1 pseudogene is annotated in these 711 nt (G+C 57.5%); it reads left to right on the forward strand.

The window, feature by feature from the left end:
* Positions 1-711: pseudogene (locus AC23NW_RS36230) on the forward strand (bZIP transcription factor); the annotation flags it as partial.

Raw genomic sequence — 711 nt, forward strand, 5'->3', positions numbered from 1 at the left:
GGTGCCGGCGTGGCCACTACCACGGGAAACTATAATACGTTTATCGGTTATCTGGCCGATGCGACGAGTGCCAACCTGACGAATGCGGTGGCCATCGGGGCTAATGCCCGTGTGGGTATCAGCAATGCAATTGCGCTTGGGGGAACAGGAGCCAGTGCGGTCAATGTGGGCATCGGTACGAGCTCGCCGACGGCGCGTGTTCACATCAGCAGCGGGGTAGCCAACAGCAGCGGTTTGCGGCTGGAGAACCTGACGAGCGGTAGTGCGGCGAGTGTTAGTGCGAGCAAGTTTCTGACGGTAGATGCGAGCGGGAACGTGGTGCTGGCGAGTTACAGTGCAGGCGCGCGTGAGGGGATCGTTTCGGCGGATGCGTTGTGGGAGAAGCGGGGCAATTTGTTGCAGAGTGTATCAGGTACGGGTGTAGTAGTTGGCACTGGTGTGACGAAGCTTCCTGTGGGTTACAGTCTGTATGTTGGTCAGGGCTTACTGGCCGAGCGGATCAAGGTAGCGGTGAAGAACAGCAGTGAGTGGAGTGATTATGTGTTTGCTCCGGGCTACCGGTTGCGCGAGCTGAGCGAGGTAGAGTCGTATGTGAAGGCCAACAAGCACCTGCCGGGTGTACCGAGTGCGGAACAGGTGGTAGAAGAGGGTGTTGATGTGGTGAAGATGAACGCCAAGCTGCTCGAAAAAATCGAAGAACTCACGCTCTAC

Source organism: Arsenicibacter sp. R0_47 (assembly GCF_057652235.1).